The 22854-nt window shown below is 36.5% G+C and carries 27 protein-coding genes; 8 read left to right on the top strand and 19 right to left on the bottom strand.

What is annotated here, in order from left to right:
* Nucleotides 1–167 precede the first annotated feature (167 nt).
* The 6 genes from HF876_RS05040 to HF876_RS05015 all read right to left on the bottom strand — a co-directional run bounded on the left by HF876_RS05040 (nt 168) and on the right by HF876_RS05015 (nt 4012).
* Complete coding sequence (locus HF876_RS05040; RefSeq protein WP_169358972.1) at nt 168–380, bottom strand: acyl-CoA carboxylase biotin carboxyl carrier protein subunit; 213 nt, start codon at nt 378–380, stop codon at nt 168–170.
* The gene (locus HF876_RS05035; protein ID WP_169358971.1) at nt 377–1738 is read right to left on the bottom strand and encodes an acetyl-CoA carboxylase biotin carboxylase subunit; all 1362 of its coding nucleotides are present in this window, start codon (nt 1736–1738) and stop codon (nt 377–379) included. Before HF876_RS05035 ends, HF876_RS05040 begins: the two co-directional genes overlap by 4 nt.
* Nucleotides 1739–1963: 225 nt before the next feature.
* Complete coding sequence (locus tag HF876_RS05030) at nt 1964–2365, bottom strand: hypothetical protein (protein WP_169358970.1); 402 nt, start codon at nt 2363–2365, stop codon at nt 1964–1966.
* Between the two features lie 59 nt (nt 2366–2424).
* Nucleotides 2425–3186: an enoyl-CoA hydratase/isomerase family protein gene (locus HF876_RS05025; protein ID WP_169358969.1), complete on the bottom strand. Its 762-nt coding sequence runs from the start codon at nt 3184–3186 to the stop codon at nt 2425–2427.
* An 88-nt stretch (nt 3187–3274) separates the two neighbouring features.
* Entirely contained in the window at nt 3275–3448 is a 174-nt protein-coding gene (gene rpmF, locus HF876_RS05020; protein WP_144537945.1) for a 50S ribosomal protein L32, read from the bottom strand.
* 24 nt (nt 3449–3472) lie between these two features.
* The gene (locus HF876_RS05015) at nt 3473–4012 is read right to left on the bottom strand and encodes a YceD family protein (RefSeq protein WP_169358968.1); all 540 of its coding nucleotides are present in this window, start codon (nt 4010–4012) and stop codon (nt 3473–3475) included.
* Between the two features lie 201 nt (nt 4013–4213).
* On the opposite strand from HF876_RS05015, the gene HF876_RS05010 reads away from it, so the two are divergent.
* Nucleotides 4214–5428 (top strand): nucleotidyltransferase, encoded by a 1215-nt coding sequence (locus HF876_RS05010; protein ID WP_169358967.1) that lies wholly within the window; start codon nt 4214–4216, stop codon nt 5426–5428.
* Here HF876_RS05010 and HF876_RS05005 read toward each other — a convergent pair whose 3' ends face one another.
* Nucleotides 5429–6475: a SepM family pheromone-processing serine protease gene (locus HF876_RS05005; protein WP_169358966.1), complete on the bottom strand. Its 1047-nt coding sequence runs from the start codon at nt 6473–6475 to the stop codon at nt 5429–5431.
* Between the two features lie 202 nt (nt 6476–6677).
* Between HF876_RS05005 and HF876_RS05000 the strand changes: the two genes are divergently transcribed.
* Nucleotides 6678–7556: a hypothetical protein gene (locus HF876_RS05000; protein WP_169358965.1), complete on the top strand. Its 879-nt coding sequence runs from the start codon at nt 6678–6680 to the stop codon at nt 7554–7556.
* Nucleotides 7557–7645: 89 nt separating this feature from the next.
* Here the strand turns inward: HF876_RS05000 and coaD are convergent, their stop codons facing one another.
* From coaD to HF876_RS04985, 3 genes are read right to left on the bottom strand one after another with little or no spacing between them, the layout of a single operon-like run.
* A complete protein-coding gene (gene coaD / locus HF876_RS04995) occupies nt 7646–8134 on the bottom strand; it encodes a pantetheine-phosphate adenylyltransferase (RefSeq protein ID WP_169358964.1) in 489 nt (162 codons plus the stop codon).
* A complete protein-coding gene (rsmD, locus tag HF876_RS04990) occupies nt 8127–8702 on the bottom strand; it encodes a 16S rRNA (guanine(966)-N(2))-methyltransferase RsmD (protein ID WP_169358963.1) in 576 nt (191 codons plus the stop codon). Before rsmD ends, coaD begins: the two co-directional genes overlap by 8 nt.
* 16 nt (nt 8703–8718) lie before the next feature.
* Nucleotides 8719–10134 (bottom strand): hypothetical protein, encoded by a 1416-nt coding sequence (locus HF876_RS04985; RefSeq protein WP_169358962.1) that lies wholly within the window; start codon nt 10132–10134, stop codon nt 8719–8721.
* A gap of 52 nt (nt 10135–10186) precedes the next feature.
* On the opposite strand from HF876_RS04985, the gene HF876_RS04980 reads away from it, so the two are divergent.
* Entirely contained in the window at nt 10187–10573 is a 387-nt protein-coding gene (locus HF876_RS04980) for a DUF7147 family protein (protein WP_169358961.1), read from the top strand.
* 4 nt (nt 10574–10577) lie between these two features.
* On the opposite strand, the gene HF876_RS04975 is transcribed toward HF876_RS04980, so the two are convergent.
* Nucleotides 10578–10850, bottom strand: coding sequence for a YlbG family protein (locus HF876_RS04975; protein WP_169358960.1), 273 nt, complete (start codon nt 10848–10850; stop codon nt 10578–10580).
* 178 nt (nt 10851–11028) lie between these two features.
* Between HF876_RS04975 and HF876_RS04970 the strand changes: the two genes are divergently transcribed.
* Nucleotides 11029–11931: a glycerophosphodiester phosphodiesterase family protein gene (locus tag HF876_RS04970; RefSeq protein WP_169358959.1), complete on the top strand. Its 903-nt coding sequence runs from the start codon at nt 11029–11031 to the stop codon at nt 11929–11931.
* 111 nt (nt 11932–12042) lie between these two features.
* Here HF876_RS04970 and HF876_RS04965 read toward each other — a convergent pair whose 3' ends face one another.
* Nucleotides 12043–12492: a YlbF/YmcA family competence regulator gene (locus tag HF876_RS04965; protein ID WP_169358958.1), complete on the bottom strand. Its 450-nt coding sequence runs from the start codon at nt 12490–12492 to the stop codon at nt 12043–12045.
* Between the two features lie 84 nt (nt 12493–12576).
* Between HF876_RS04965 and HF876_RS04960 the strand changes: the two genes are divergently transcribed.
* On the top strand, nt 12577–13068 hold the full coding sequence (locus tag HF876_RS04960; RefSeq protein WP_169358957.1) for a PaaI family thioesterase: 492 nt from the start codon (nt 12577–12579) through the stop codon (nt 13066–13068).
* Here HF876_RS04960 and HF876_RS04955 read toward each other — a convergent pair.
* Nucleotides 13023–14414, bottom strand: coding sequence for a UDP-N-acetylmuramoyl-L-alanyl-D-glutamate--2,6-diaminopimelate ligase (locus tag HF876_RS04955; protein ID WP_346764032.1), 1392 nt, complete (start codon nt 14412–14414; stop codon nt 13023–13025). The genes HF876_RS04960 and HF876_RS04955 overlap by 46 nt on opposite strands.
* A gap of 171 nt (nt 14415–14585) precedes the next feature.
* Between HF876_RS04955 and HF876_RS04950 the strand changes: the two genes are divergently transcribed.
* Nucleotides 14586–15317 carry an amino acid kinase family protein gene (locus HF876_RS04950; protein ID WP_277347072.1) on the top strand — a complete coding sequence of 244 codons (732 nt, stop codon included), beginning with the start codon at nt 14586–14588 and terminating at the stop codon, nt 15315–15317.
* On the opposite strand, the gene HF876_RS04945 is transcribed toward HF876_RS04950, so the two are convergent.
* Entirely contained in the window at nt 15318–16385 is a 1068-nt protein-coding gene (locus tag HF876_RS04945) for a CAP domain-containing protein (protein WP_169358955.1), read from the bottom strand.
* A 153-nt stretch (nt 16386–16538) separates the two neighbouring features.
* Between HF876_RS04945 and HF876_RS04940 the strand changes: the two genes are divergently transcribed.
* Both HF876_RS04940 and ytvI read left to right on the top strand, forming a co-directional pair.
* Complete coding sequence (locus HF876_RS04940; RefSeq protein ID WP_169358954.1) at nt 16539–16904, top strand: YugN family protein; 366 nt, start codon at nt 16539–16541, stop codon at nt 16902–16904.
* A gap of 104 nt (nt 16905–17008) precedes the next feature.
* Nucleotides 17009–18073 (top strand): sporulation integral membrane protein YtvI, encoded by a 1065-nt coding sequence (gene ytvI / locus HF876_RS04935; protein ID WP_169358953.1) that lies wholly within the window; start codon nt 17009–17011, stop codon nt 18071–18073.
* Between the two features lie 161 nt (nt 18074–18234).
* Here the strand turns inward: ytvI and HF876_RS04930 are convergent, their stop codons facing one another.
* The 5 genes from HF876_RS04930 to HF876_RS04910 all read right to left on the bottom strand — a co-directional run bounded on the left by HF876_RS04930 (nt 18235) and on the right by HF876_RS04910 (nt 22829).
* Entirely contained in the window at nt 18235–18696 is a 462-nt protein-coding gene (locus tag HF876_RS04930; RefSeq protein WP_169358952.1) for a DUF420 domain-containing protein, read from the bottom strand.
* Nucleotides 18697–18720: 24 nt separating this feature from the next.
* Complete coding sequence (gene ctaG / locus HF876_RS04925) at nt 18721–19632, bottom strand: cytochrome c oxidase assembly factor CtaG (RefSeq protein WP_169358951.1); 912 nt, start codon at nt 19630–19632, stop codon at nt 18721–18723.
* A 371-nt stretch (nt 19633–20003) separates the two neighbouring features.
* Entirely contained in the window at nt 20004–20339 is a 336-nt protein-coding gene (gene ctaF / locus HF876_RS04920; RefSeq protein WP_169358950.1) for a cytochrome c oxidase subunit IVB, read from the bottom strand.
* The gene (locus HF876_RS04915; protein ID WP_169358949.1) at nt 20339–20965 is read right to left on the bottom strand and encodes a cytochrome c oxidase subunit 3; all 627 of its coding nucleotides are present in this window, start codon (nt 20963–20965) and stop codon (nt 20339–20341) included. The genes ctaF and HF876_RS04915 overlap by 1 nt, the downstream gene beginning before the upstream one ends.
* A 1-nt stretch (nt 20966) precedes the next feature.
* Nucleotides 20967–22829, bottom strand: coding sequence for a cbb3-type cytochrome c oxidase subunit I (locus HF876_RS04910; protein ID WP_169358948.1), 1863 nt, complete (start codon nt 22827–22829; stop codon nt 20967–20969).
* Nucleotides 22830–22854: the final 25 nt, after the last annotated feature.

Raw genomic sequence — 22854 nt, 5'->3', positions numbered from 1 at the left:
GAGCCCTGTATGTAGGGCACACTCCGACTGATACAAATGCTTGATAGAATAAAATAAACAATTATTTTAATTGATAAATACATTTATTGAACGATTCGTAAAACCTACTTAAATTTTCTAATAGAATTTTAAATACGCGACTTACATTTTTTGTGTTGGAGGTGTTTTTATTCGAACGTTACTAATACGTCTCCCTCATTTACGAAGTCTCCAACTTGCGCCTTTATTTCAAGTACTTTACCTGCGACATTAGATTCTACAGGAATTTCCATTTTCATCGATTCAAGTACCATAACCACTTGGCCTTCTTGCACTTCGTCCCCCACTGCAACGTTAACCGTAAATACTGTACCTGCCATAGTTGATTCTAAATTTTTCATTTTGAAATTTCCTCCCTTTGTTTGTCCATCCATTCCCCTAAAACGGATGTTGAATATACTCCACTTTCAAAAGTACTGTCATGTAAAAACTGGTCAAATAGTGAAATATTAGTTCTTACACCTTCTATTTTAGCAGAAGAAAATAATTTTTGTGCTTTCTCAATTGCTAATCTTCTGTTTTCTGCATGTATAATTACTTTGGAAATCATTGGATCATAAAAAGGAGTCACCTTATTTCCTTCCTCATACCCTGCATCTATTCTTACATCCGAATCATTTCCCCATGTAAGAGTAGATATTGTTCCTGGAGAAGGGAAAAACGTTTTTGGATCCTCTGCGTAAATTCTAAATTCAAACGCGTGCCCATTAGTTGTAATTTTGTCTTGCTCCTTAACTGGCAACTCCTCACCTTGCGCAACCTTTAGCTGCCATTCTACTAAATCAAAGCCTGTTACCGCTTCTGTTACTGGATGCTCTACCTGTAAACGGGTATTCATCTCTAAAAAGTAAAATTGGTGATTTTGGTCTACGATAAATTCCACCGTGCCAGCATTTACATAATCGACCGCCTTTGCCGCGTTAACTGCCGCCTCAAACAGCTTCTTCTTGGCTTCTTCTGGGAAGTTAGGAGATGGAGATTCTTCAAGAACCTTTTGATTTCTTCTTTGTACAGAACAATTACGTTCGAACAAATGCACGATGTTTCCTTTTGTATCCCCAAAGATTTGTACTTCAATGTGGCGAGAGTCTTCAATAAATTTTTCTAAAAATACTATATCACTACCAAAATAAGATTTGGCTCTAGTTTTAATCGATTCAAAGTGCTTGGTAAGGGTTGCTTCATCGTCACATTTAATCATGCCGATGCCGCCTCCACCCGCGCTTGCCTTAAGCATAATTGGGTAGCCAATCTGTTTGGCTGCTTGAAGTGCCTCGTCCAACGAATTAAGCCCATCCTCAGTTCCCGGTACCACAGGCACGTTTGCATGAATCATTGTTATACGGGATTCAATTTTATCTCCCATCTTTTCAATCGTTTCTGCTTTAGGGCCAATAAACGTAATTCCAGCTGCCTCTGCTTTTCTAGCAAACTCTGCATTTTCTGACAAAAAACCATAGCCTGGATGAATTGCATCTACACCTTCTCGTATAGCAAGCTCAATTATGTCATCAGCCTTTAAATAAGACTGTTGGACCTGACTCGGCCCAATAAGAAAAGCATAATCCGCTTCTTTTACATAAGGAAGCTGTTCGTCCGCTTCACTATAAATTGCTACCGTTTCAATATTTAAGCGTTTACATGTCTTGATAATGCGTCGTGCTATTTCTCCCCGATTTGCTATTAACAGCTTTTTCATATGTATCTCCCCTTTGTCAAAATATTCTCCCCTCTATTAGTCTATACGAAAGTTGAAAGTGAATTCAACTTTCACATAATAATTGATTAAATTCATCTACATAACCTAGGGCCAAATAACCAACAAAAAATTACAAAATCGTTACAGGTGCCAGGCACCTGTAACGATTCTGATATAAAATTATTTTCCATTAAAAAAAGTCTCTATTTTTTAGAGACTTCCTTGCTAATTTCTTTCTATGTGTTGAACACCTTGTTTGGCCCAGTTCACTAGTACCTCGTAATCTCTTTTTAGTAAATTATATGCATTTGCTATTTCATCATAGGAATTTTTCATTTCATCATAACTTTGCATGGCAAGTTGCAAATGGTTTTGAAGGGAAGTGGAATCGTTTACAGTCTCCTTGAAACTTTCTACCTTCGGGGAATCCTCTTTTGGGAAAAGTTGTGGGCGAAGATTTTTATTCCATCTAAATGCACAAGCTTGTTTGGACCGCCCTAACAACACGCTGGCTTCCTGAAACCCTGAGATTTGGGTGTGGCCTTGTTCGATTTTCTTTAGTACTATCTCTTTTAGTAGATTGTCTTCGTCGAGGGTCCAGCTATCTTTTCTCAATTTAACATTCACATTTATCACCCTTTGCTTTTTTATTAATATATGCAAAGTGGGTATAAATAGACTCTATTTTATTTCTTTTTTGATAAAAAAGAATTCACTGCCTCATGGTGTACATCAGCTTCCCAAAGTATAGAGCATTCTTTCACTTCTTCCATTATTCTCTCAAATAATTTAGATTGCTCCCATTTTCGTATGATCTGTTTTTTGTAGGCCTTCAAAACTGTCGAATGGGGAAGAATCATTTTGGAGATGAAGTCTTGTAGAGCAATCACTTTATCACCCTCAAACACTTCGGTAGCCCAACCCATTTCTAATAGCTCCGATGAATGATAAGGTGTGGCTTCTGTTAACATCTTTAGCGCTTTATCATACCTCATACCCTTTTCAAAAAGGTATGTTCCTCCACCCCAACCACTGGTAATAGCAAGTTTACCTTGGATAAAACCACATTTCGCTTCCTTTTTGACAAGTCGGAAATCGCATAATGTGGCTATTTCACATCCCCCACCAACTGCGGTCCCATTAATTAAAGCGATTGTTGGTACCTCTAGAGTAGCTACCTTGTAAAGTTCTTTAGCTACTTCGCTTAGCATTGCGTAAGATTCCTCCGCCGTTTTTAGCTCATGAAAAACTGATAAATCTCCTCCTGAACAGAAAGACTTATCTCCTGCTCCTGTGATTACTACAAGCTTAATTTCTTTATTTGAATTAACCTCAGTCACAAGCTGCCTAAATCCAGCCAAAACATCAAAGTTAATAGCATTATGTATGTCAGGTCGATCAATCTCAAATATTAGGATGTTATCCTGTTCTTTTATTGTGTAAGCCAAAGTATGTACCTCCTAAAATGAATATAGAGAAAAAGGCTACCGAAGAGCCATGGTCTCTTTGGTAGCCTTTTAAGGAACAAATACTGTATTATTTGCTCACTACTTCTTTCCCTTTGTATTGACCGCATGATTTACAAACTCGGTGAGCCAATTTCATTTCACCACAATTTGAACAAGCAACCATACCAGGTACGGATAATTTAAAATGTGTACGACGTTTTCTTTTTACAGTTTTAGAAGTTCTTCTAGCTGGTACTGCCATTGGTGGCACCTCCTTACAGATCTATTATTCGTCTGTTTGATCAAAATACTTAGCTAAATCAGCAAGTCTTGGATCCAATTTTGGTTGGTCATCTTCTTGCAATTCTTTAAGATCTTCATCAGTAGTAAAGCTCCAACCTGTCCCACCCTCGTGTTTAAATTGGTCTGCACCTTCTTTATACACTTGCAATGGTATTTCTAAAAGAATTAATTCTTCCAGAACAGGATCGACATCAATGACATCCCCTTCTACGATATGATAATTATCATACGCTTTAGCAGAAGCGAGTGCAGTGTCGGACCAGGTGAATACTTCATCCGAATCAATCTCAAATGGAAATTCTACATCTTCCCAAGTGCGTGCACATGGTAAGGTTAAAACTCCAGAAAGCTGAAAATGACAAGTCATTTGCGCTGCACCAAATGTGCAGTGCCCTTTTACATGAACGGGTGAAATCTTTCGAACGTCTTGATTTCGCTTCTTCACATTTTCGAGTTCCACGAATTCATCTATATCTAGACCATTCTCACGATATTTAGAAAGCTGACTAATTGCCCATTTCATACGATTATCACCTCAAGACAACAAAGTTGATTATATAATGCTTAGTTTTAGATGTCAAGATAATTTCTTGTCACTACTTTATTTTAACATTATACTTTCAGTAAGGAAAGTATTTAAGATTGGTCCAGATTTAACAGACAAAACAACGATAGCAAAGACTACCAGCTAGAAGATCAGAAAATTTAAGGGGGATTAATTATAATGAAAGCCACAGGAATTGTTGTAGAATACAATCCATTTCATAATGGTCATCTACACCATTTACAACAGTCCATTAAACAGACGAATAGCGAACTTTCAATCGCTGTCATGTCCGGCAACTTCTTGCAGCGTGGAGAGCCAGCGCTTGTAGATAAATGGACTAGAGCTAAAATGGCAGTAGATGCTGGTGTCGATTTAGTTATAGAGTTACCATATGCATTTGCAACTGCACAGGCAAGTGATTTTGCTAAGGGAGCTATTTTTTTATTGGATGCATTAAAATGCGACAGCTTTTGTTTTGGAAGTGAGGAAGGGTCAATAGAGTCTTTTAATCATACAGTTAAGTTGTTAACCTTCAAAAAGAACGAATACAACGAGGCTATCTCTCAGTTTATAAAAAGAGGGATTAGTTATCCAAAAGCACTGAACGAGGCATATCTTTTATTGGCAAAAGAAGCAACTGAACCTCTAGTGGATTTGTCTAAACCAAATAACATCTTAGGCTACCACTACATGGAGGCTGCACGTCAAATAAATTCATCCATCAAGCCAACTACAATTCAACGCATTGTGGCTAACTACCACGATGATGCTAAAAAAACAGAATCGATAGCGAGTGCCACTGGAATTAGAAAGGTGCTCTTCGAAGAAAAAGAGCTTTCTAAAATTCATCCATATTTACCCGACACAAGTCTTCTGGGTCTAACCAAATGGATTGACCAGGCAGAAAGTTTCGGTAGCTGGGAGCGTTTTTATCCTATTTTGCGCCTAATTATTTTGCGCCAGGATAAACATAGCATTGCAAAGTATGCAGAGGTGACGGAAGGCATTGAAAATGCTATTTGGAACGCTGCTGCAAAGCATGACAGTTTCTTCCCATTTATGGAGCAAATAAAATCCAAACGATTTACCTGGACAAGAATACAAAGAATGTTGACCCATATTTATAATGCATTTACATGGGAAGATTTAAGAGCTATTGAGTACCCTACCTATATCCGACCACTTGCAATGAGTCAAAAAGGACAGACCTACCTCCAATCCATAAAAAAAGACTTGCAGCTCCCTCTAGTTAGTAGGGTGGCTGCAAGCAAGGATAATATACTACTGCAGCTTGATATTAAAGCCGCAAATCTATATTATTTAGGACTTCAAACTAAATTTGGTTCATCCATGGTTGGGAGCGAATATAGAAAGATACCAATTAGAATTTAATCATTTAGGTTCTAGGTTATCTAAATATTCCATTGCATCGTCAATGGTTTTCACTGGCACAATTTTCATCTTTGTGCCAATTTTTTTTGCCGTTTTTAAAGCTTCTTCATAGTTAGAGGTAAGATCTGGGTTTTTAGCAACAATTTCTTCAGGTATATCATCGTCGGGTGCAAACATGAAATCCACCCCTTTTTTATCTGCAGCAATTACTTTTAAGTCGATTCCGCCTATCCTTCCAACAGTACCATCTTGTAGCATTTCACCAGTCCCTGCAATATCGTAGCCCTTTGTTATGTCCTCTGGAAGCAGTTGGTTCAATAACTCAAGGGTAAACATTAGACCTGCCGATGGACCTCCAATATCGTCGGATTTAATCTCTACAGACGGGGTGGTTTCTACTACCTTGTTTTCAGTATAGGAAATACCAATACCAGCCTTTTCAAGGACCCCTGGGACCGATTTAAGGGTTACCTCTTTAGTAAGCACCTTTTCTTCCCGCTCGACCTTTAAACGAACGGTATCTCCCTCTTTTTTATCTGCTAAGTACTTAGCAATCACGTCTCCAGTCAGATCAGACAAATCATCCATTTCTAAAATTTTGTCTCCTGGTTTTAGAATATTGTGAGCGCCCCCTCCATCCACTACATTAAAAATAAATATTCCGTGATTAATAACGGTGTATGGTTTTTTCGCTCGATCGAAAGCCACCGTAATAGCATTAAACTGAGAATCAGACATAAGCTTTAATTGACGTACATTATATTCCTCTTCATCTTCGTCCTCTTGGCGAATTTGATCGGCAGGATAAATCTTTTGACTATCTGTTACTTTCGCGTACGCATACGTGAGAGGAGTCGCCTTTGATAGAGCAATAGTTAGAAGACTTAATGTACCCTCGTCATCCTCATCTCCATTTTCAACATGTACCAATGGTGAAAGCTCATAAGCTCCGCCTGGTCTTGAAATGTAGGATTCCATTGGATAGAAGCCTAATGCCAAAATAATTACAACAATAAAAAGAAGGACTATTGGTTTTATCTTCTTCATAAGTTATCCCTCTCTTTCATAAATAATTAAATATAAATATAAGTTTATCACTTCCAATTTTGACTGACAAAACATATTAAGAAAATATTGCTAACTCTGGAAGATTTAAAAGAATGAGTAACTCTGTTCAAGAAAGAAATCTTACAAAAACTACGCTTTGAGGAAAAAATGTTTTCCTTTAAGAGATAAGGAATGACGCAAAATGCATATTATTGTTACAGTTGGCAGTTGGGCACTTATTATTCTCTTATTTTTACAGCCTGGAGTTTCACATAAAGGTGCATTAGAAGGGATGCGCATCTTCACTACCTCTCTCATGCCTTACCTATTACCTTATTTGGTGATCACTCAAATGTTTATTCGCACTCAGAAAAAATTTTTATCTACCAGTAACAAATTTAAACTTTATTTTAATATTTACCTCCTGACAGCTCTTGGGGGCTTCCCTAGTGGAGCAGCCATTATATCCTCCTTAAAGGAAATAGGCACCTTAAACGCCCGGAATGCAAGCTGGCTATTAGCTATTTGCCACGCACCTAGCCCAATGTTTGTGATCGGATTTGTGGGAATTGAAATATTTAACGCAGAAATAGCGGGGCTTAAATTATTAATCATCATTCATGTAGTCAACCTTATTTTCCTACTAGTATTCATTATTTTCTCCAAGCCTATTCAAATGAATACATACAAAAAAGAAGCTAACACCTCTCCCTTCCAAGAGAGCATAAAAGAAACCTATCAAATCCTTTTACTTATTGGGACGACCGTTATCTTCTTTACTACAATTAGCTATATCGTATTTGAATCTTTAAAAGAAATCATCCCAACTATTTCACCAACTGTCCTAGTTTTTGTATCCTCACTTTTTGAAATGACGGGTGGGATTAGCCTTGCCGGACAAATACTATCAGGATCCTACTATCTTCCTTTTATCATTGCTCTTATTATTGCTTTTAGCGGTTTAAGTATTCATATGCAAATAATTGTTCTTGCTCAAAAAGCAGGCATACCCATTCGGAAATACCTCATGTTCCGTTTGCTCAACATGCTCATCATTCCACTATTTTTCATACTTGGCTAAATGACAGAAGTGTTACTGGTGCCAGGCACCAGTAACACTTCTGTCATATATTGATCGGAGGCAAAAAAATACCTTGCCCGAGGGCAAGGTTATGGTTGATGCTTATACTTTTCTTTAAGTGCTATTTCCACTTGTGGTGGTACTAGCTCTCCAATGTTGCCTCCGTACTTAGCAACTTCTTTTACTATACTAGAGCTTAAAAATGAATATTGATTTTTGGTCATGATAAAAAATGTTTCTATTTCATCATTCAAAACTCGATTCATAGAGGTGATTTGCATCTCATATTCAAAGTCAGAGACTGCTCTAAGACCTCTAATGATTGCACTTGCTCCTACGTTCTGAGCATAGTCCATAAGTAAACCTGAGAAGGTTTCTACCTTTACATTGGGCAAGTGGGCAGTTACTTCCTGAATAAGCTTTACTCGTTCTTCTACAGAAAATAGAGGATTTTTAGAGGAGTTATTTAAAACAACTACATAAACCTCTGAAAAAATAGAAGCTCCTCGAGTAATAATATCAAGATGTCCATAAGTGATTGGATCGAAACTTCCTGGAACAACTGCCATTTTACTCATGTGATTTCCCCTCTTCTTCTTGGTAACGATAAATGGAAATAACCGTCCCACCATAATTTTCTCTGCGTGAAAGCTGGAACTCTCCATAAGCATCCGGTAGATCCACCATCTTTTCATGCTCACAGACGATTGTTCCTGTTTCAGACATTAGACCCTTTTCCACTATCTCCCCAACCAGATTATAAAAAGGAGTTTTACTATAGGGAGGATCAACGAATAATAGCTCTATACTCAGCGCTCTTTTTTCAAATGCCTTTACTGCACGAGATGCATCTATTTTGTATATCTCGCTTGCATCTTCTAAGCGACATTTTTTTAGATTTTCGTTAATGGTTTGAATCGCTTTATAATCTTTTTCAATAAAAATACATGTTTCAATACCTCTACTTAAAGACTCAATCCCTAGTCCACCACTGCCTGCAAATAAGTCCACAGCCGTTCCGCCATTAAAGTACGGCCCAATCATATTAAAAATAGACTCTTTCACCTTATCTGTAGTAGGTCTTGTATTAGTTCCTGGTACTGCCTTCAATGGTAATCCTTTTCTAGTTCCTGAAATAACTCTCATACTATTTCTCCCAGCATTAATTAGACGTTTCTTCTTGTAAATGAATTCGTCCGTCCTCTTTATCTATGTTCAACAAAAACAAACGAATCATCCACGTCTCTTCTATATAAAATTTTGAACCGATTTTTTCAAAGGGCTCGGACATGGCATCATATCTTTTTTGATTATAAACATAAAATGGTTCTTGAATAGGAAATCTAAATGCCCTAGTTTCATTTTGGACGTATAAACCTTTATCTGTGTCGTCATACGTATAGCCCAACACATCTAATAATGGTTCTGCTGCATACAAAACCTTTCCATCCTTAAATAGGACGTCGATGTCCTTTTGTATGCCATCGTTAATATATACAGGTCGTGAATCTTCAAACAACAATGGGAACTTGTCGTTTTGCAGATCATTCCATTCGAAAAATGAAGTTTTGGAATCCAGAAGAGATGACAATAGCTTATCCAACTTCTCCGCACTTAACTCCTTCTGATTTTCCAACAAGGACTTCCATTCGGACAATTGACTATTAGTCAAATAATTAGTTAAGGTCTCATACATCCATATTGACTTTTCAGCCCCCACAGGAGACTCCATTAGAAAGCTGCTTACTACTTCTGCTAGCAAAAGATTTTCGGTCGGTAAATTATAGCCATCCTGAATATTTTTAACAGCTATATCTCTCTGTATAGAAGGCAAGTCCTCATTTTCCAAAAATAAAATATTGGATGCGTTCACTTTGTACTTATTATCCTCAACTAAAATAGAAGAATGTCTAGTGTTAGGTAATTGTAATTCATCTAAAAGCTTTTGTAGACCAGCCGCTACCGGCTCCTTGGAATAGACCGAATAATGATCATTTTGGTATTGAATCGGTAAAGCTTCTTGTTGCCAATATAACTCTTGTACAGTACCTTCTCCAATAGAAAGTGAGTAGTCAATTAAGTCTAAAGAAGAGTTACCAATCTTAGGTAGTCCACTTACCCACATTCCGCCTCTTTTTAAAGAGTCTGTTATATGTAATGTTGTATAGGTTACATCACCATTTTCTAGCTTTAAGAGAAAATCAGAAAGAACGACTCCTTCTTTTAAGCCATTTGGCAAAGGAAAAGTATAGGATACACTTTGACTGGAGACTTCATCTTCAAGAAAGCTACTCAAGTCTTCTGCAAAACGTTTACAGCTGTTTCCAGCACCGTTTAAACAGCTCCTATTTTCACTAGCAATTGGCCATAAAATAGAGACTTTCTCCTTTGGTAAGTTAAAAAAGTGATGATTTACTTGTATACTATTTTCAAATAATTGGATATCTACTTCTTGCTCATATGAAAAGTCCTGTACTTCTTCATCTATATTGGAGGAGTACACCTCATATTGAAATAATAATAAAACGCAATTTGTTACTACTAAAAGCATAGATATAAAGCCTACAATAATTTTCATGGAATTGTCCTCCAACATAGTGGTAAGATGAATTGGAAAGGAAGTGTTTTCATTGATCCAACGTTTTATAGAACTTGGCGAAGGTTACGGAGATACATTTGAGCTATGTGAATTAGCACGTGTAAACAAGGAACGTATTTACAGAGCATTTATCTTCTCTTCACCCAAAAATGGGAAGGACTATATTTCTATAGCAATTGCTCTAAAACCCATAAATGATACCAAATTTTTCCCAATTTACATTTGCCGTGAGGGCATTCCCCAGTCACAGCCAGAATCCAAAAGACTAAGTACATTTAAAGAAACTTTAAACGAGTTACAGGTTGAACCAATACAAATATCTATTAAGCATTCCTCGACGTTTGCAGATACGCATTTATTTTATCAGTATATCATTGGAATCCTAAGATTAAACCATTATATACCACCATTCCAATAAAATGCTATAGACCGATTTTATAATCATACTCTTTAGCTTTATCTGGTTTACTATTTTCAAATTCTGTTTTTACAAACGGACGATAGGACTCTAATATTTCTTTTACAAAAGGAAGTTTATTCATCTTTTGTTTAGCCGCTTCTATCTGATCCTGATCACAATATAAAACGACATATTTCATTTTTTTAGAAATATAATGGACATGCCCGTATTTTCTTAAAGATTTAGCCTGCTTTAAATGATGCACATAGACAATTAGTCCTTGTCTTTCTGTCATACGCTTCCCCTCATTTCTTCCTTCAAGAATAACATATGGAGGATTTTGATAGCAACAACAACTAGCTGACAGCTAAATATCAATTGGCTATAATTAAAGAAATCGTCGCAAACATAAGTGAGTTAAGTTCTTATTATCTTGCTACAATTTGAATAAGTCCAAAAAGGGGGATTAAAATATGGGGAAAAAATCTAATGTAGCTCTTGCAATTGCTGCTGCTGCAGGTGCCGCTTGGGCTAGTACAAAAGCTTTATCAAAGCCTGATAGCCGCCCTTCAAAGGAAGCATTAAAGTATGAACATCCCATTATTCTTGCACATCGAGGAGGACTAGCCCTTGCTCCTGAAGGCTCCATGGCTGCTTTTGATAATGCTGCAAAATTAGGAGTCCATGGCTTTGAAATTGATTTGAGATTAACTAAAGACGAAGAAATCATTGTATTTCATGACGAAACATTAGAAAGAACAACAGATCTTACAGGCAAGGTTGCAGACTACACGTTGTCTGAGCTTAGAGATGCAGATATAGGGTATCATTTTAAAGATATAAAAGATGGCTTTTCTTATAGAGGCAAAGGTGAACGAGTGGTAACACTTGGTGAGTTAATCGATGCTTATCCACAAATGCTCATTAATATGGACATAAAGGACAACCCCGCAACTTATGAAGGTAGTCTGATGCCATCTAAGCTATGGAGATTGATAGAAGAAAAACAAGCCTTTGATCGGGTAGTTGTAACAAGCTTCTTTGATGAACAAATTGATCGGTTCAACCTCTACGCTCAAAACAGAGTTGCTTTAGGTGCCGGAGAAAAAGAAGTCAAAAAAGCATACACAGCTTACACTTCACAATTTAGACATTTATATCATCCCAAGGCGGACATTTTTCAGTTACCGCTAAGAGCCAAAATGGTTTCTCTGGACAGTCCTGGATTTATAAAATTTTTATCTACTTTAAATATCCCAGTACATTATTGGACCATCAATGATCCAGAGGTAATGAAAAAGCTTATTCAAAATGGAGCAAAAGGGATTATTACAGATAGACCTGACCTAGCAATTGATGTATTAAAGTTGAACTAGAATTTTATGAGTAAAAAAAGGATGTGCACAATTAATGTACACATCCTTCCTAATTTATTTGGTGCAGCTATCCATTTGTTTGATTAGCTGACTTTTAATTTTGTGATTTTCTTAAGCTGAGCAAGAGCACGACCCGCCGGTTCCACAGCCACTACCGCAGCTTGAACCGCTAGAAGCGAAAAATGGATTACTTACAGGTACTTTGACTCCTTCTGAGACTGTTTTACCAATAATCAAGCTTACCTCATCGAGGAGGTCCTGTAACTCGTTTTCAGCCACCTTAAGAGCTGCTATTTCATCTACCATATCAAGATTACGTTTAGTTACACGAATGTCTTTCATGACTCTTGAGTAATCTGGATGGTATTTTCCAAAGCGTTGAACCTCTTCATATTGGTCCTTCAGTCGGGTAAAGCTGTTGATTTCCCGCACTAGTTCAGGTTTTGTATATACAGCACGATGTGCATTTAAGTAAAGGTAAAATGGTTCAGAGGATAAAATCATTGTACATAATAGGTCTGAGTGATCCATTATATCCACCCATTCATCAGTCATAATCATAAATAAAACCTCCAATCCTGTTTATCATAACAGAAAACTGGAGACAATTGTTAAACTAATAACTTAAGTGTTAGGAGAATTTCTATGGAAAATTTACAAACTCTATTTGAACAAGTTACAAAAGAAGCTTCAGAAACGGAAAAAGGCTTACTGACAGACTTCCTTACCGGATTAAAAAAGAAACAAGAAGGACTTGCCCCTACATACCTAAATGCGACGTTTCAAATGGACACTCGTTTTGAGGACAACCAATGTATTGTAACACTTCCTGTTACCCCACTAATTCATAACAGCTTTGATATGCCTCATGGTGGTGTCATTGCAACTTTGGTCGATAATGCTATGGGATTTTTAGTGAACAAAGACCTTCATCCAGAAGGAAAAGGTGCCGTTACAACTAATATGACGATTAACTACATAAAAGCTTCATCCGAAAAGCAACTGATTGCTACATCTACGTACTTACATAAAGGAAGACAAACGCTAGTAATGGAATGCACGGTTACCCAACCGGATGGGAAAAAGATTGCTCATGCAACCGGATCATTTTTTGTTATTACACCTTCATCAAAATAAGACTGAACTACTTCAAGATCAGAAAAGGGTAAAACAACTTCTTTAATAATTTGTTCTTTTTCATGCCCTTTTCCCGCTATTAGAACGACGTCTCCTTCTTGAGCGGTAGCTAATGCCAAGCGAATTGCATTTCTTCGATTAGCTTCCACCATTACCTTGCTAGGGTCTATCCCTTGAATAATCTCTGCGATAATTGCTTCTGGTTCCTCATTTCGTGGGTTATCAGAAGTGATAATTGCCTTAGTAGCATATTTGGAAGCTACCTCTCCCATCCATTTTCTCTTTTGCTTATCACGATTTCCTCCACACCCAAAGACAACGAATATATTTTTCTTCGCATAAACTGTAATAGAAGACAAACAAGCTTCTAATGCATCAGGTGTATGTGCGTAGTCTATCAATACTTCAATCCCCTTATTATTCTGTACCCTTTGTAGCCTTCCAGCCGGTAAATTTACTGGATAGATCATCTCACATGGGAGGCCAAGCCCTAACATTGCACCAAGTGCAGCAGCTAAATTCATCCCATTATGATATCCACTATTCCTCATGATGACAGACGTCTCTTTTCCATTTACTTCATATTCATACTTAACTTCTTCATTTAAATATTTTTCATTACTAAAAATTACATCGTTACCTTTCTGATTTCCGAATCGAATTGTTGGTATATATGCTTTTTGTGCAATTGAACGACACCATTCATCATTATTATTAACTACTAGCTTTCTCGCTAATGGAATGAGTAGCTCCTTAGATTTTTTATATGGCACCATCCCGCCATGAAACTCTAGATGGTCTTTTCCAATATTTAAAAATACAGCTACGTCCATTGGATAACTTCCTAATCGGTTATCCAACAAGCCTTGAGAAGAGGCTTCTAATACGATGTATTCCACATCATGGTCATAACAATACCTCACTACCTGGATGAAATCATAAAAAGGTAGAGTGGTATTGTTTCTAAATTGTCTTTCCAATTTTTCACCATTCACATAGACCCCTAGAGTACCAATTACACATACTGACTTCTGTTGTTGCTTCAATAGCTGCCCAATAAAAGAAGCAACGGTAGTTTTGCCATTGGTACCTGTAATGCCTACTGTCTTTATTTTTTGTCCATATTTTTTATAGGTTAAATACGCAATCTTGTCTTTTAGCAAAAACATATCTGATGGAAGAACGATTTGTGGAACACTACAGTCTGGAATATAATGCTGAGTAATGACTAGATTAGCCCCTCTTTGGATTGCTTCTTCTACAAAGGTACGATTGTTGGATTCCCAGACAAATACATCTCCAAGCTGTATTTGTTTGGAATGATCTATAAAACGATGAACCGTTATACCATTTAAATCTCCAAATATCTTATATTCCAGACCCTCTAATAGCTCTTTTATTGGATAAATAGTAGCTCACTCCCTACACCATTCTTGTTAAATCGCATACAGTAAAATGAATTCCTTGTATTTTATGAACGGAGTGTTTGAAATGTCACGAAAAGAGTGGTTGAAAATATGATTGTGCAAAAATATGGAGGAATTGCGATGCAGGATACTTCGAATAGACAATTAGTCATCGAAAGAATCCAAAAAGCAATCACTGCCCATAAGAAAGTGTTAGTTGTTGTATCCGCCATGGGAAGAAGAGGTCAGCATTACTCTACCGATACATTGCTTGACCTTATACCAAGCTCGCCACACAGTGTAGAGACAGATTTACTTTCTGCATGTGGAGAGCTCATTAGTGCATCTGTACTAGTAGCAGAATTGAAACAAAACGGTGTTCAATCAACTATTTTGTATGGTAAAAATGCTGGGATTATTACTAACGAAGAATTTGGCAATGCAAATATAGATAATGTAGACACCACACAAATTTTAAAAACATTTGAGGACTACCCATGTATCGTAGTTCCTGGGTTTCAAGGAGTTACAGAAGGTAGTAACAATTTTACTACCCTTGGAAGAGGAGGAAGTGATTTAACGGCTGTCGTATATGGCTATTATTTAAAAGCAGATGTTGTAGAATTTTACAAGAATGTGCCAGGAGTGATGTCAGCAGATCCTTCTACTAATAGCGAAGTGGAGTTAATATCCCATATGACGTATGATGAGCTCCAACTTAAAATAAATGAACCTGTAGAAGTCATACAAAAAAGAGCAGCAAATTTTGCTGCCCTTCATAGTGTCCCACTTCATATTCGCTCTTTGTACGAAGAAACAAATGGTACTTTTGTTCATCTATAATCATTCTAGATTATCTTTTTTCTCAATAAAGTTTTGCGTATAGTAATTACTGTAAACTCCTACACCGGTATGAGTATATGACCTACCTAATAAAGTTTGTCGATGGTCTGGGGAATTCAACCAACCATTCACAGCTTCTCCAGCATCAAAATAAAAAGCTGCAGTATTACCACCAGCGCGATTAAAATCCAGTGATGCTTCTTTAAGCTTATCTTTAAACCTTGGTATCTCAAAGTTATCATTTGTAACAATATTATTCTTTGCCATCTCTTCACTGTGCATATCAGCCAAGTTCTGGAGGTTAACGTCTGATTCTAAAACACGTAACCCATGTCGAAGCCTTAAAATATTTGTTATCTCCACAACTTGGATAGCAGTAGCTCTATCCGCCTTTACTTGAAGATTGGAAGATGGTGTTTTAGATTCAATGACTTCCCCACTATATAAAATATCATACGGTTTATGCATGAGAAGAGTTTGTGAGTCACTAAATCTGACAGCCTCTAGCTGTTGATCCTTTTGATCAATATAGAGCATCGCGAACAAATCATCAAATTGAACCAGCAGTCTAGTTTTAATATCATTTTCGTTTAAGGAAAATATATATGTGTTGTCGCCAATATTCATCGTTACTTCGGATTGCACTAGTGTGAACCGGTAGATGTCTTCAAGAGACTGACCAATCTTGTAAGGGGAAGTATCAACATGATTTCCTATTGCAAATGCTTGTGTTACTTTGTCTTCTTTAACTCCTATTAACATATAGTCGGAGAAAGTCTTATTATATACCCACCATTCATATCCATAAATGGAAGGGTCTATTCTAGCAGGATTTCCATAAAGGGCCCTCACTTCCTTTACTGACTTACCTATTAAAGTGGAGATTCCCTCCTTCGGCCTGGTGAATATACTAACGGTTTCGACTACTTCTTCTCTTTCAACTGGAATTAGCTGGCCGTTATTATTTGAACCTGTTATTAAATCATTTTCTCGAACTGGTGAATCAAAATATATGAATATTAATAATATAATAGCCATGCCAACTAAAATATGAAATAAAGTTTTCAACTTTTTTGGCTCCTTCGAAGTTCCTTCATTTTCATTAGTATATCAAGGATATGTACAAATACACAATGTTGTCATTGCAACATTTTTGAATTTGAATTAATATTAATAAGAACAGATTCTTAGTATAACTTCAATGTGAAGGAGGACAATTCGATGTATTTTGAAAATACAGGTATAGAAGACAAAGTCTTAGACTTAAATGTATTAGACGACATAATGAAAAAACATGGTTTAATCCGCGCCGGACAATGGGATTATGAACGTGTGACTTACGATAAGAAATTCGAAATTAAAGAGGGTATATTCTACCTTCGTATATTCGGTTTTACAAAAGAAGGAGATGTTGGTGCACACGAAGCTAACATTACACTTTTAAAACCGGTTTTAGGAAAACACTATTATCCGCATGGTGTGGAATACGGTGAAGGTGAAGTATTCCCGAACCATTTAGTTAAATCTTGTGTAACTACTCTAACAGCTTTAAAAGCTGAATTAGATGAATTTGCTATCCAAGGTTAACTAATGAAACGTTAGAGAAAAATTTCTCTAACGTTTTTTTATCTGTTAAAACTGGTATTCCTTGTATATACTTAAAGGAACGATCTATAAAGGAGCAAAATAGAATGGTTTTCAAAGCGTTTAAAAAAGAAAACATTAAGTATATAATCCTATTTATTTTTATTCTGTTCATTTCTATTTTCATCCTACCAGTGTCAGTTCCGATTATTTTAGCGTTACTTACTGCGATAGTTATTGAACCAGTTGTAAAGTTTACTCAAAGGGTATTTAAATGGAAACGAAAACCTGCAGTTATTACCAACTTCATTTTTTTTCTAACCATCATTTCGGCTCTCTTATATTTCATTGTAACTAAGCTTATAAGCCAACTCCTTTATACTTCAAAAGTAATCCCTTATCATCTTAATAGTTTGACTGGGATATGGATAAATATTCAGAATAACGTCTTTCAGTATACCGAAGGACTACCTCTTGAAGTAGTACAGTCCATACAGGATAAGTTTAATGCTACCTTAACAAGTATGAAGGATGCGCTTCTAGATCTTTTAAGCTACTCAAATATTTCGGCCCTGCTAACTAATATTCCTGAGTTTCTTATAAACTTCATAGTTTTTATAATTGCTCTTTTTCTATTTATGTTAGACCTAGAAAACCTAAGCCAAAAATTCTTTTTCTTTCTGAAGGATGGGACTGCTGAAAAGGTACGCGTCATGACTTCTAGCGTAAAGAAAGTAACCATTGGCTTTATGAAGGCTCAAATATTAGCTAGCTTCATCATTTTAGGCGTTTCTTTAATAGGATTGTTATTTATTGTTCCATTTAAAATAGCCATCATAATGTCTCTAGTTATTTGGATCATAGATGTTATTCCTATTTTAGGTTCCATTGCAGTATTGGCTCCATGGGCAGGATATTTATTCCTTGTAGGTGATACTGTATTCGCCACAAAGCTTACGGTTCTTGCTATAATTTTACTTATAATTAGAAGAGCTGTAGAGCCTAAGTTAATGGGTAGTCAAATGGGTATATCCCCTTTAGCGATTCTTATCGCCATGTTTATAGGTGCTAAATTGTTTGGCTTCCTTGGGTTCCTAATCGGGCCACTTGTCGTCATATTATTTATAACCGCAAGAGAAGCGGGCATGATTCGATTAAATTTTAAATTATAATTTGATTACAAATATACAACACAAAAAAGGTGAAATTGCATGTCGCAATTTCACCTTTTTATGTTGCTGAGACTAATTTTACCCCAAGCCTTGTCATTCTATTTCTTATTGAAATTCCCTTGCTTAGAAATGAGTCTACTAACTACAAGAAATATAAGTTATTATCCACCGAGAATTGCTTTGAACACGGAGGTTGTGTCCCCACCTTTATAGAATATATAAAGCAATGAATACACTGCCACTCCTGTGATTGCGACAAAGAACCATATAACACTAGTAATAGGTCCAAGCTTACGGTGTTTCTTTATATTGTTCTTATATCCTAAATAAATTGTAACTAATCCAAATACTGCCCCAGTAGTGGCTAAAATAATATGGAATATTAAAAATACCGTATAGTAAATTTTAATATCATCCGGCCCACCAAAGGCTGTATTTCCTATAAATAATGTTCGAGACACATAAATTATGAAAAACGTAAGCGCTGAGATTGCGGCTGCAAACATTGTTTTTTTATGAGCTTCTATTTTTCTCTGCTTAACTAAAATCCAACCAACCGCAACAAGCACAGCACTTAAAACAATAAAAAATGTGCTGATTGTAGGTAATACTGGAACACTCATTCTCATTCTCCTCATATATAAAAATTATAGTTTAGCTTGTACCTTTAAGTCGTCTAATGCTTTTTGAGTTATTTGATCTGCATTATCCTGCTCATTTTTATACCATGCAAAGAAGATGGAGAATAAGAATGCAGCATATATAATTTCTTGAATAATTTTCATTACTATTCCGCCCAGCTGTTGATCCTCTAGTGGATCTAAGTTAGAGAACAACTCAGGACCAGATAGGTTTAGACCGGCTAATGTATCTGTAGGTACACATAACTCCATGTTCTTTAACCAAACATCAGAGTCTGTATATGTGTCATACATTGGACTATTTGAGAAAATGATTAGTGCACACGCTGGGGTGATTAATACTGCACTCGCAACGATAAAACCAATTTTCTTTAGGCCATGTAATTTTTTTTCCGACTCCAGCACGTCCACAATGGACCACCACATAAAGACAGCCGTTAAAAATAGCATTAAAGTATAAGCCCCGTGAAGAACCTCGTTCATCTTAATAGCATCAAAAACCAAAGGAATATGATACAACGAGAAAGTCATAGTAAATAATACTAATGATAACAGCGGCTTTGTAAAGAAAGGAATGAGCTTTCTTAATACCGGTAACTCAAGAACCACTTTCCATACCCACCATGGAATCCCTTTCATAAGTAAGGGTGGTACTAGTAATAACAGAAGTGCCATCTGAACCATATGGAATGTAAACATGATATGTGCCATTAAATCCATAGGAGAGCCTTTTACAATATATAAAAGAACTAAACCAGAAATAAAATAAATTGCTTCTTTTCTTTTTAGTGGCTCGGAAACTTTAAAGTCATTTCTCCATTTGACAGTAATCAAGAAATATAAAATAGCTATACAAACTAATAATCCTAAAAGAATAGGACTCCATAAAGCTTGGAAGCCGAATATGCTAATAGACATACTTATACGCTCCTTTTTAAGTTGCTACCCCTATTATATAGGGCAGTTCAATTAACATCAAATGAACGAACTATGACAATTATTACTATTATAAAATTTGTGACAGACTGTCACACATTGATTTAGATATAAAGGCGATGATAATGAAATCAAATTTCATGAATCACTCTCTGCCGGTTAATTGCACGATCAGTTCTATTAATGATTCAGAGACAGGCGTCACCTCCATTGGTGCAGATAATATATCATAACGTGCACCTGGAAAGCATCCCAGAAGTTGAATTTAGTCCGTATTTTTATATTAAAACAGGAATTATGAAGTTATTTTATCTAAAAAAAAAGAGCTAAGAAAAATCTTAGCTCTTTTAGTATTACCACCAAACAATTGTTATGAAAGTTAGTAGGAATGTAAAACCAACCATTGCTGCAAAATAGATGAAATAAGCAGGAATGTTATGATTTTTTTCACTCATATGCATGAAGTAGTAAAGTTGTAACACTACTTGAACTGCAGCTAACAATAAAATGATTGGGATAATGTAGTATTTTGAGAAATCTGCTACTACTGCTGTAAATGAAATTAACGTCAAGAAAATCATGATAGAGAATGTCGTTACTTGTGTACGCATATTCTCTCTTCTTTTTCGCTTCAAATATTCAAATTCAGTTTGAGATCTAACGTAAACATGATTGTCATGTGAAGACATTAGTTCACCACTCCCATCAAGTATACTACTGTAAAGATGAATACCCACACAACGTCAATAAAGTGCCAGTATAAAGATGCAGTATAATATTTTGGTGCATTGTATAAGTTGAATCCACGTTTAGCATTACGTAGAAGTAATAAGATGATCCATCCTAAACCAATAACTACGTGAAGACCGTGAGTACCAACTAAAGTAAAGAAAGCTGTTGAGAAAGCACTTTGTCCATAGTGGAATCCTAAATGTACATAGTGATTGAACTCATAAATTTCTAATCCTAGGAAAACTAGACCTAACACTACAGTAATAGCCATCCAAGTTTGTGTACCGCGGAAATTATGGTTTTTCATATGGTACATAGCATAAACACTTGTTAACGATGAAGTTAACAGAATCATTGTCATGATAAAAACTAGAGGTAATTCAAATAACGTATTTGTACTGAATTCCATACCCTCTGGCCCTTTATTTTTAAGGGCTAAATAAGTAGCAAACAAACTAGAAAATAGTACAGTTTCACCGGCTAAGAACAACCAGAAACCTAAGAATTTATTCTTACCTTCCATTGTTGCTTGTTCTGGATGATCTGGCCAAGTTTGTGGGGTGTACTTTTTATTCACGTCCATCTTATTTACCCCCTTTGTCATTCATTAAATCTTCTTTATGAATGTGATATCCGTGGTCGTCTTTCAATGAACGAACAGCCATAGAAGCAACTGTAATTGCAAGTCCTAGTACTAATACTGGAACAGCCCAATCTTTTTCGCCATTGTAAAGTGCACCGAACGCTGCGATAAATAAACCTAATGTCATTACGAAAGGAATGAAAGAATTGTTAGGCATATGGATATCCGAAATTGGCTCTGCATATGTCATGCCTTCTTTGTTTCCTTCTTGTTTTTCAATCCAGAAAGTATCTAAACCACGAACTAGTGGAGTTTGTTTAAAGTTGTAGAATGGAATTGGTTGTGGAATAGCCCACTCCAATGTACGTCCATCTTCCCAAGGGTCATTTCCAACTTTTTCATTTTTAGCAATTGTCATAATGATATTAATTACAAGGATAATTACACCGATTGCCATAAATACGGCACCACCGGAACTGATTGCGTTGAATAAGTCCCAACCTTGATCTGCTCCAAAAGTGAATACACGACGTGGCATACCCATTAATCCTAAGAAATGTTGAACAAAGAATGTTAGATGGAAACCGATAAAGAAGAACCAGAAAGTCCACTTACCTAATTTTTCACTTAACATTTGGTTGAACATTAAAGGCCAATATAAATGTAATGCAGCTAAGATAGCTAGTACTACCCCACCAACGATTACATAATGGAAATGGGCAACGATAAAGTAAGAATCATGTACTTGGTAGTCAAGTGGAGCCGCGGCTTGCATGACACCAGTTACACCACCTGCTACGAATGAAGGGATAAATCCTAATGCGTAAAGCATCGGAACTGTAACTTTAATACTTCCTCCCCAAATTGTAAGCAGCCAGTTAAATATTTTCATACCAGTTGGTACAGCAATTGCCATTGTTGCAACTGCAAAAATTGCGTTAGCTGTTGGCCCTAATCCAACTGTAAACATGTGATGGGCCCAAACCATGAATCCTAAGAATCCAATCAATACTGTCGCAAATACCATGGATGAATATCCAAATAGACGTTTACGAGCAAATAATGAGAAGATTTCTGAGAAAATACCGAAAGCAGGTAAAATCAGAATATATACCTCAGGATGTCCAAATATCCAGAATAAATGCTCCCAGATAATTGTATTTCCTCCCATTTCATGGTTGAAGAATTGTCCTCCAAACATACGGTCGATGATAAGGAAGAAAAGACCGATTGTAAGTGGTGGGAATGCAAATAAAATTAATGCACTTGCCACAAATGTAGTCCAAGTGAACAATGGCATACGCATATAAGTCATACCAGGCGCACGCATATTAATAATTGTTACAAGGAAGTTAATCCCGGCAATATACGTACCAGCACCGGATATTTGTAGTCCGAGTGCATAGAAGTCAATACCGTGACCAGGGGATGCTAAGGACAGTGATGCATAAGAAGTCCAACCAGCATCAGGAGCTCCACCCATAAACCAAGAAAGGTTTAGGAAGATACCACCAAATAAGAATAACCAAAATCCAAGTGCGTTTAAGAACGGGAATGCTACGTCACGTGCACCGATTTGTAGTGGCACGACGGCATTCATATAACCAAATAATATCGGCATGGCTGCAAGGAAAATCATCGTTGTACCATGCATTGTTATAATTTCATTGAAAAGACCTGCACTTACAAAGTCGTTATCCGGTTTAGCCAATTGGATACGAATAAGCATTGCCTCGATACCACCGATTACGAAGAACAAACCACCGGCAGCGAGATACAGGACAGCAATCTTTTTATGGTCTACTGTTGTCAAATAGTCCCATAAAGTTGCGCCAAAGCCTTTTTTCTTAGCTATAGAACTCACAACTTTTTACCTCCCTCATTTTTAT

Source organism: Psychrobacillus sp. BL-248-WT-3, assembly GCF_012843435.1.
In the GTDB taxonomy this organism is placed as follows: domain Bacteria; phylum Bacillota; class Bacilli; order Bacillales_A; family Planococcaceae; genus Psychrobacillus.
Note: the sequence above shows the minus strand (reverse complement) of the source record. Positions and strands in the feature narration are given on the sequence as shown.